9 protein-coding genes are annotated in these 9001 nt (G+C 44.5%); 4 read left to right on the forward strand and 5 right to left on the reverse strand.

The features are described from left to right. Window positions 1-169: 169 nt before the first annotated feature. Both ACWVCM_RS12075 and rnd read right to left on the reverse strand, forming a co-directional pair. A complete protein-coding gene (locus tag ACWVCM_RS12075; protein WP_455202005.1) occupies window positions 170-1021 on the reverse strand; it encodes a thioredoxin domain-containing protein in 852 nt (283 codons plus the stop codon). 26 nt (window positions 1022-1047) lie between these two features. After that, window positions 1048-2202, reverse strand: a complete 1155-nt coding sequence (gene rnd, locus ACWVCM_RS12080; RefSeq protein ID WP_455202006.1) for a ribonuclease D — start codon at window positions 2200-2202, stop codon at window positions 1048-1050. Window positions 2203-2438: 236 nt separating this feature from the next. Here rnd and ACWVCM_RS12085 point away from each other — a divergent pair, with 236 nt between their 5' ends. From ACWVCM_RS12085 to ACWVCM_RS12100, 4 genes are all read left to right on the forward strand, one after another. Then, the gene (locus ACWVCM_RS12085; protein ID WP_455202007.1) at window positions 2439-2933 is read left to right on the forward strand and encodes a hypothetical protein; all 495 of its coding nucleotides are present in this window, start codon (window positions 2439-2441) and stop codon (window positions 2931-2933) included. A 56-nt stretch (window positions 2934-2989) separates the two neighbouring features. Beyond that, window positions 2990-4363 (forward strand): UDP-N-acetylmuramate:L-alanyl-gamma-D-glutamyl-meso-diaminopimelate ligase, encoded by a 1374-nt coding sequence (gene mpl, locus ACWVCM_RS12090; protein WP_455202008.1) that lies wholly within the window; start codon window positions 2990-2992, stop codon window positions 4361-4363. A 98-nt stretch (window positions 4364-4461) separates the two neighbouring features. Next, the gene (locus ACWVCM_RS12095; protein ID WP_455202009.1) at window positions 4462-5079 is read left to right on the forward strand and encodes a flavin prenyltransferase UbiX; all 618 of its coding nucleotides are present in this window, start codon (window positions 4462-4464) and stop codon (window positions 5077-5079) included. Beyond that, a complete protein-coding gene (locus tag ACWVCM_RS12100; RefSeq protein WP_455202010.1) occupies window positions 5079-5666 on the forward strand; it encodes an LON peptidase substrate-binding domain-containing protein in 588 nt (195 codons plus the stop codon). Before ACWVCM_RS12095 ends, ACWVCM_RS12100 begins: the two co-directional genes overlap by 1 nt. Window positions 5667-5711: 45 nt before the next feature. Here the strand turns inward: ACWVCM_RS12100 and hspQ are convergent, their stop codons facing one another. The 3 genes from hspQ to ACWVCM_RS12115 all read right to left on the reverse strand — a co-directional run bounded on the left by hspQ (window position 5712) and on the right by ACWVCM_RS12115 (window position 8807). Further along, a complete protein-coding gene (gene hspQ, locus ACWVCM_RS12105; RefSeq protein WP_455202011.1) occupies window positions 5712-6074 on the reverse strand; it encodes a heat shock protein HspQ in 363 nt (120 codons plus the stop codon). A 174-nt stretch (window positions 6075-6248) separates the two neighbouring features. After that, a complete protein-coding gene (locus ACWVCM_RS12110) occupies window positions 6249-6668 on the reverse strand; it encodes a DUF4399 domain-containing protein (protein WP_455202012.1) in 420 nt (139 codons plus the stop codon). A gap of 255 nt (window positions 6669-6923) precedes the next feature. Then, entirely contained in the window at window positions 6924-8807 is a 1884-nt protein-coding gene (locus ACWVCM_RS12115) for a cytochrome c peroxidase (protein ID WP_455202013.1), read from the reverse strand. Window positions 8808-9001: the final 194 nt, after the last annotated feature.

Consider the following 9001-nt stretch of genomic DNA (forward strand, 5'->3'; position numbering starts at 1 on the left):
CCACAAACACCACAAGCAAGTTTCTGAATCGTCTGTTCAGATTATCCACTACACACCTCATTTAACGAATAATTTAAGCATTATTATCTGTTGCAAATACATCTTGTGTCTACGAATAATTTACCCTACGTAAGCACTAATTAACAAAAGCCTCAATACCACGCAAATCTCACTGAAAGATACGATTAATTTCCCAATATCCCATCTGGCGATAATGATTGTTATGCTCCCTTTCCTGAATGAATACGGCCGGCACTGTAATTATATGCAACAAATCTCGCGCGGTTTTTGTGTTGGATTGTAAAAATACCCTGGCCTGATCATATGCAGCGCCTTTCATTTCAATTTCGGCTTCATTGGGAAAACCACTTAATAAATCGAGATACTCATCGTCGGTTATTTTTTTGACGCCATTTAATATTAATGATGTTTCCAATAACCGGGTGTCGGTTATAGCCTCATCTATTTCTTCAAGATAAGCGACCTGCCGAATATCAAGAAATACTTTTCCAGCATCAACCAGTTTTTTTGCATAACTAATCAAACGGTGACAATGTGGACAACGGCTATCAAGATAAACAATAAAACGCATTGGCGCATTGGGATCACCCCATCCTAAACCTTCCCCGACTAAATCTTTTGCAGCATAGCGCGGAACTACCAGGGTACCGTCAGCTAACCAGGAATTCCCACGAATAATTGTTGTACCCTGACAACGACTCACCCAGGCTTCCACTCGCATGGTTGACAATGACTTTTGTCCTGGCCTGGGGTACTTGGCGTATGCCTCTACACGAGACAATACCTGGTCTACTGCAAAATGTTCAATATCGTATACAAACAGCCCGTTCTCCCCGAACTCCAATGCCAGTTGCTTCAACGTGTTTTTCTTAAACACATCAATAACCACCTGATCTGATAATGGCTGAGCACATAAACCAACTTGTTTATTCTGGCCAGCCAGCACGGAAGATCCAGCTAACATCAATATAAGAAACCATAACCAGCATTTATTATTCATTACCTGCCACCTGCAGCTGTCAAGGATCAGGAACCAGTTATATCTGATATGATGATTGTTTGCTCTTTAACAGAAATCGACTTTTTGCCAGCGATACATTCCAGTAACTCCTTCCCAATCAACTCCTGGCGCCATCCAGACAATACGGCCAGATTACGCTCACCTAACACCAGATTTTCCAGCTCTTTGCGTGTAAGCAATGCGGCAGGTGTAACATCATTTTCCAGCGCGCGTATTCTGATGACACTCATTAATAAATCCACCAGTGCTTCCTGTTGCACAGTCAATGGTTTTGCACGGTCTGCAACCGGCCATTGCGACTCAGGTAGTGATTTCGCTGTATCGATTAACTTAAGAATTTCATTCGCGGACTTTTTGATGTAATTGCTCCAGCCACGAATTTTTTCCAGCGCTTCCACAGAATCCGGGCAGCGCCGCGAAATATCCACCAGTACATCATCTGGTAGCACCCATTTTCTAGGCCGGTTCCATTCCTTTGCGCGCTGCTCGCGCCACATGGATAACTGCTGCAGTACAGCTAACTGGCCACGTCTGAGCATTCTTGTTCCCTTTACCCGTTTCCAAAGTTGCCCAGGTTCGGGAGAATACAGCCCTTTATCCGTCAGGGCATCAAAATCCGCTTTCAACCACTGTTCCCGCCCTTTTTCAGCCAAGCGCTTTTTTTGCTGACGATAAATGGGAATGAGGTAGCGCACATCGTTCATTGCATAATAAATTTGTGCCTCATCCAGCGGACGCTTACTCCAATCAGTTCGCGCATGCTCTTTATCAATCGATTTTGACAGCATGGCTTTAACCAAATTTGCATAACCCAACTGATCACCGTATCCCAATAATGTGGCTGCAACCTGGGTGTCAAAAATTGGCCTGGGTAAATCACCTTTCAGGTCGAAAAAAATTTCCAGATCCTGGCGAGCGGAATGCAGCACCTTTACGCGACTGGGTTGGTAGAGTAAGTCCAGAAAAGGATCCAAATCAGGGATATTCAGCGGATCAACACAAGCAATCACTTCATCCGTCGCAATCTGAATCAAACACAATTGCGCATAGTAAGTTTTCTCTCGGAGAAATTCGGTATCAATGGCAATGACATCGCTCGTCTCGATTAATGCACAGAGATTTGACAATTTTTCCTGTGAATCGACAAATAATTCTTCCATTAAGAACTGGTTCCAGCTAGCCGATCAATTTTGTTGTACATTCATCCATCATCCATTCAGTAAAGGAAACAACACGATTTTAACGAGTTTAAATTAATATTTTCCCAGGGCCGCATAATAAGTTGTAATTCATTGAATAAGATTACAAAATAATCGCAATTAATTTAGATTATACCCATGATAGTGTTATATGAGTTTAAAACAACAATCATAATTTCGTCTGCAATTTAAAAGCCATGTTGCTCATTCTAAAACTGTTTTTCGATATTTGCCTGCTACGCGCCAACGCAGAGGATATCCCGGCATCACGCGCGCTGTTAATCATTAGCGTTTTAGCTTATTTTGTCCTGTCGCTGGGAATCACATTCGTGCCAGGAAATATGGCTAAAATCGTGGCGATAATCCTGGTCGGATTTATCCTGGTGATTGCCCTCGCCCAGGCAGGTTTATGGATTCGCAGCTTCATGAACCGATCAGTACAAACAATCACCGGTTTGGCCGGAACTGGCACCATTTTTTGCATACTAGTTTGGCCATTGCTGTTAATGGGTGAACAGTGGGTTTTCCCGCGCTACTTATTATTACTGGTCTTTATTTGGGATATTGTCGTCGTGGGCCATATACTCAGAAATGCGCTATCTTTACCATTCTGGGCCGGCATTGGCATTTCGATATTTTATATTTTTACTTACTTTAGGATCATACGCGTATTCTTCATCGCACAAGCTTAACCAAGACTAATCAGACCCCAAAAGCTTATATTATCTAACCTGGAATCGTATCTATTATGCATGTACATATATTAGGTATCTGCGGCACTTTCATGGGCGGCATCGCACTGCTGGCCCGTGAATTGGGATATACCGTTAGCGGATCTGACGCCAACGTATACCCTCCCATGAGCACCCAACTGGAAAATGCCGGTATTACCCTGAGCAACCTGGACGACACAGCCCAATTTAATCCAGCTCCCGATCTGGTGGTTATCGGAAACGCGTTGTCTCGTGGTAAACCCGCCGTAGAATGGGTACTAAATAATAACTTACCTTACACCTCCGGTCCTGAATTTCTCGCGAACTATTTATTAAAAGATCGCTGGGTTCTGGCAGTATCCGGCACCCATGGCAAGACCACCACTTCCAGCATGTTGGCGTGGATTCTGGAATATGCCGGGTTAAAACCTGGATTCCTGATTGGCGGCATTCCCGAAAACTTTGGTATGTCAGCACGCAGCGGCGAAGCGCCATTTTTCGTTGTAGAAGCCGACGAATATGACACAGCATTTTTTGACAAACGTTCCAAATTTGTACATTACCGTCCACGCACGTTAATTCTGAACAACCTGGAATATGATCACGCCGATATCTTTCCCGACCTCGATGCCATCAAACGTCAGTTTCACCATTTAATCCGAACCGTTCCCGGTAATGGCTTAATTGTAGCGCCAAAAGCTGATGACAATATTGGCGATGTAATCAACATGGGTTGCTGGACACCCCTGGAATACGCTGGTGACAGCGAGGATTGCGACTGGCAAATTAAAAACCTGTCACAAGATGCCAGCCAATTTGACATTTATATTGATGGTGAAAAAACGGGAACTCTCAACTGGGATCTTCAGGGCCTGCACAACGTTAACAATGCTGTGATGGCAATCGCCGCGGCGCGTCATGCCGGTGTTCCGGTGGAACATGCCATCGAAGCCATGAGCCAGTTTAAAAATGTGAAGCGTCGCATGGAAGTCATCGGTACTGTTAACGACATTACCATTTATGATGACTTTGCCCACCACCCCACGGCTATAGAATTAACCCTCGGAGGATTACGCAATAAAGTTGACGGTGCCCGTATCATTGCTATCCTGGAGCCGCGTTCAAACACCATGCGTATGGGCATCCATCAGGATACACTGGCGGCATCCCTGGATAAAGCTGACGAGGTTATCTATTATCAACCGGCAGATATAGACTGGAATCTTGATGAGATAGCAAGAAACACCAAACCACCTGCGTGTGTGATGTCTAATATCGACGACATCATTGCCAGGCTACTCAAAAATGCGAAATCCGGTGACCACCTGTTAATTATGAGCAATGGAGCATTTGGGGGCTTACATCAGAAATTATTAGCTGCCTTAAAATCACACCATCAGAACAGGTAAAACCCAGCTAAAATAGCTAGAATTTAAGCATTACGTCTTGAACTCATGACTTCGTGCCACAACCTGCATACTATGAGTTCGTGTTGCCTAATTAAAAAATGACAAACAATCGACACATCACCTTGGCGATTACCGGCGCTTCCGGAGTACAATACGGCTTGCGCTTGCTGGAGTGCCTGTTAAAAGCGGATCAACAGGTGAATTTGCTCATATCCAGCGCAGCTCAGGTAGTCATCAGCACTGAAACAGAGCACAAATTTGGTAGCCGCCCTGAAGAAATAAGTACTTATTTCAGCCAACTCTACACTGTAAAACCTGGACAACTTCAGGTATTTGGCAAAGAACAGTGGATGGCTCCCATCGCCAGCGGGTCCGGTGCATCACGCGCCATGGTTGTGTGCCCGTGTTCATCAGCTACACTTTCTTCTATAGCCTGCGGCGCCAGTGACAATCTAATTGAGCGGGCAGCTGATGTCATACTCAAGGAACAACGCAAACTGATACTGGTCACCAGGGAAATGCCTGTTTCAGCCATTCATCTGGAAAATATGTTGAAACTGGCAAGATTGGGGGTGTCTATACTACCAGCAAGCCCAGGCTTTTATCATCAACCGAAAACCATTGCTGACCTGGTTGATTTTGTGGTGGCACGTATTATGGATCATCTGGATATCGAACATAACCTGATACCTCGGTGGGGCGAGTCAAAAACATAATGACAACATTATCTATACCTATCTTCCCATTACACACCGTGTTGTTTCCCCATGGAGCGCTGCCATTGCGCATTTTTGAACCTCGCTATCTGGACATGATTAGTACCTGCATGAAAGGCGGTAATGGATTCGGAATCTGTTTAATAAAAGAGGGATCTGAAGTGGGTAAAGCCGCTGATACCTATGAAACCGGCACTTTAAGTGAAATCAGCTACTTTAATATGGATGCCAACGGCATGCTATGCATCACCGCCCACGGCAAGCAACGCTTTCATATCCTGTCCAAATCTGTACAGGCTAACCAGCTAACTATTGCTGATGTAGAACTACTACCTAATGAATCGGCGCATAAAATACCCAGCGAATATGCACCGGCGGTGGATATTCTACGAAATCTGCTGGAGCAATTAGGCTATCCCTTTGCAAAACTGGAAAAACATTACGATGATGCCAGCTGGGTAGGAAGTCGACTGGCAGAACTGTTACCGCTGCGCCTGGAACACAAACAGTACCTGTTACAGCTGGACGATCCCATCCAACGCCTGGACCGTCTCTGGCAATTAATGGAAGAACTTGAACTTCGTTAAATCACGACACCTATTAAAGTACCGCGAACTACAATTGTTTCGAAATCAGTTCGTCACCCAATTCACCACATACTTCCCATCAACAAAATCTGTAAACAACTCTGCAATTAACGGATGGTTGATCGCTTCATTGGACCAATCTTCTTCCAGGTTTTGTTCCGATACGTAGGTGTTGTGCTCACCATCATCAACCAGCACGTGATACCAGGGCTTATCTTTCGGGGGACGAGATTTGGCAACGCGATCATACCAGTCATCAGAACCGGAAAATACCGGATCCACATCGACAATCACACCGCGGTAATCAAACAATTTATGGTGAATCACCTGCCCCACCGAATACTGGGCTTCGGCAATATATGAAATCACCTGTGGTTTTTTACCATCTAACTCTAGAATTTCTGTCATAGTTAAACCCACCTGCAAAATATTGTCACGCGAATAAACCACTGCGTGCTAAATATCATATTGATGTGTTTCGAGAATTTTCAAGGTAATAAAAAAGCTCGAATACTGCACAGAAATCGTGCAATAACCGAGCCAAAGAGATACCAAATATGAAGGGTTTAACTTTAATCAGAATTATTTAACTGTAATTGTAATCTTCTCTGACATTACTGCCGGATTATGTGGCACATGTCCTTTATCACCCAACAGTAACTGCAAGGTGTGTTTACCTGGTTTCAGGTCAAGTATCACTTCCGTTTGACCACCGCCGAAATGTTTATGGTTAGCATCGCTTGGAATTGGCTTGCTCATTGTCGGCACATCTGTGTTGATTAATAAATGATGATGACCCGTCTTTGCTTTATCCACGCCCGCTGGCGCCACACCCATACCTTGCAAACCAAATTGAACCTTAACAGGACTGGATACTGTCGCACCGTCAATAGGCGAAATGATATATGCTTTGGCGCCTTGAGGTGAAGGTGTTGATGCAAACACCAGATTTGATACTAACAATATAGAACCCGCGCTAAGTAAAATTGTCTTTAGTTTCATTCGTGCTTTCCTTGTACTTTAAGTGAATAAAAATTTCATATTACGTACCCATAGAATGAACGTTACATACTAAAGCAATTATAGTTTAAGCTCTGTGAAGTATTCCCACGTCACGCAGTTTACAAAAACAGCGCGTTAGAGCCCTTAATATGTTTAGGGTTACTTTAAAGCCGGCATAAAAAAACCCGTCTCAAAAAGCGGGCTTTATAACCCTAAACCACGTAAACCACGTAAACCACGTAAACCACAAAAACTTTACATCTTGGCTTCAATTATCACAGGTGGAGCTAGCAATTTTGGATCCGCATCGATCGAACTATCTAGCGTGCGTAGAAAAGCCTCTAACTGCACAAGCTCTCCGTCGTTTAATTCTACTGGTAATAGATCACTCATTCCCACCTTGGTACTTGGCGGATCTGCATAGTGCCTCATCACCTCTGACAAAGTTTTGTATTGACCAGCATGCATATAAGGAGCCGTCTTTGATACATTACGTAAGCTGGGCGTTTTAAACGCAGCCATAGTCTCTTCTACGTGTAGCTTTAAATACTTTAACTCATCACAACTTTTATCTTCAGCATCATTGTATTCGCTTAGACAATTAAATGGACTGCGTTTGACGAAAGTTATTCCTTTCTTTCTGCCATAGTCATAGCGCTTGATATCAACCGGCGGCGTGGCAATGTTGTGAAAACCCAAATCAGTAAACAGGGGACCATTATGGCAAATGGTGCAATTAGCTTTACCTAGAAACAGTTTCAGCCCGGCCACTTCTTCTTCTGTCATAAGTTTCCTCATTTGTTCCTGATCATTTTCAAGAGCCGCCTTTACATAGTTGTCGAAACGCGATTGCCCTGGTTTTAACAAACGCTCGTAAGCGGCAATGGCTTTAGCCATATTAACGTAGACCTGGGTAACAGCCTTCCTGTCTTTCTCAGACATAGCCTTCCATGCTGACAGTAACTGTCTATCCTTGATTGGCCCTGCCTGCGCAGGGAACCGTTTGCCGTCAGACATATCAGGCATCTTGCCAAACAACTTTTCATAACTGTTGCGGTATGCTGGATCGTTATAAATAATGTGAGCGTACTGGGTGCGGCTACCGCCGTGCTCCTGGCGGTCTTCCATGGGCCCAAGTGCCTGTGACCACAAACTGTCAGCGCGGCCATCCAGAAAAAACCAGGTATGAAAACTGGCGCCTACAATAGTTGGGGAATTACGTTTAGCCGTGCCCACACCCCGTGAGGTTTTTAAGCCATCAGTGAAATACAGATCTGGTTTATGGCACGAAGCACAGGCCACCTGACCATTGGCGCTAAAGCGTTTGTCGAAAAATAGTTTTTGCCCAAAAACTACGGCTTCTGCATTGTCCGCCACATGGTTGCTAATATCCGGTGACATAGTCACATTATCAATGGTCATGCTACCCAGTATGGCCAGTTCCGTTGCGTTCCATTCGTTACTGGCTTCGACCTTGTCCGGTCGCAGATCGATCTTGAATACAACGCGGTCAGAATGCCCATCCTGCATGCTTATATTGAAACGCATTTCCCATTCACCGTACATGTTGAATTTTATACCCTTTACCTGGTAGTCACCATTACCAAGGTAAATTTTGGAACTGGGCTTGGCTGGAAAGCCATGACGATGCATGGGCATACCACCGTTGATAAACACACGGCCTTCATAGGGTTTGCCCGCCATGTCTTCGACATGAACAGTCCATTCGTGAAACTGCTGTAAGGGAATAGGAGAAACATTACTATAGAGAGTGACGCGGTACTTTCCTTTCTCCGATACCTGTGTCACGGCGCGTTTGCGACTGGTGTACTTTAACGGATCATGCTTGGTCATGGCCATATGCGTCATATGGTCCATCGGCTCATCAACCGCACCATGGCTCATGTGATCATCGCGAGCCGAATGGCTCGCACGGTCTTGATCATTTTTGTGATGAGTATCGTGGTCCCTGTGCGATGCGTGGCTATTATGGGATTCGTGATTAGCATGATCCGTTTGGGTGTTATGCTCCCCATCAGTTGACTTTGAAGCGGTGTTACAAGCCACCACAATCAAACAAAGCAACAATAAAACCAACACCTGACTAATGAGAACGAAGCGACTGTTTTTATTATTCATGTGGACTACCTACTTCCCCTGACAAGCCAATACTAAAACATTAAGTATACAGGAGCCCGCTTTTCCGTGGCAACGATCAACCCATTACATAGATTAACTTCCTTATTGTGAATCCAATATTCTTCACGCAAAAAAAAACCCCCTCCGAAGAGCGGGTTAGTGTTTACATCTTTATTATTTTTATGAAGTTGAGG

The sequence above is a fragment of the Kaarinaea lacus genome (genome assembly GCF_975902315.1).

Excerpts from the sequence above, each read along its gene's own strand:
- ACWVCM_RS12075 (WP_455202005.1), bottom strand. The coding sequence starts at position 1,021 with ATGAATAATAAATGCTGGTTATGGTTTCTTATATTGATGTTAGCTGGA.
- rnd (WP_455202006.1), bottom strand. The coding sequence starts at position 2,202 with ATGGAAGAATTATTTGTCGATTCACAGGAAAAATTGTCAAATCTCTGT.
- ACWVCM_RS12085 (WP_455202007.1), top strand. The coding sequence starts at position 2,439 with ATGTTGCTCATTCTAAAACTGTTTTTCGATATTTGCCTGCTACGCGCC.
- mpl (WP_455202008.1), top strand. The coding sequence starts at position 2,990 with ATGCATGTACATATATTAGGTATCTGCGGCACTTTCATGGGCGGCATC.
- ACWVCM_RS12095 (WP_455202009.1), top strand. The coding sequence starts at position 4,462 with ATGACAAACAATCGACACATCACCTTGGCGATTACCGGCGCTTCCGGA.
- ACWVCM_RS12100 (WP_455202010.1), top strand. The coding sequence starts at position 5,079 with ATGACAACATTATCTATACCTATCTTCCCATTACACACCGTGTTGTTT.
- hspQ (WP_455202011.1), bottom strand. The coding sequence starts at position 6,074 with ATGACAGAAATTCTAGAGTTAGATGGTAAAAAACCACAGGTGATTTCA.
- ACWVCM_RS12110 (WP_455202012.1), bottom strand. The coding sequence starts at position 6,668 with ATGAAACTAAAGACAATTTTACTTAGCGCGGGTTCTATATTGTTAGTA.
- ACWVCM_RS12115 (WP_455202013.1), bottom strand. The coding sequence starts at position 8,807 with ATGAATAATAAAAACAGTCGCTTCGTTCTCATTAGTCAGGTGTTGGTT.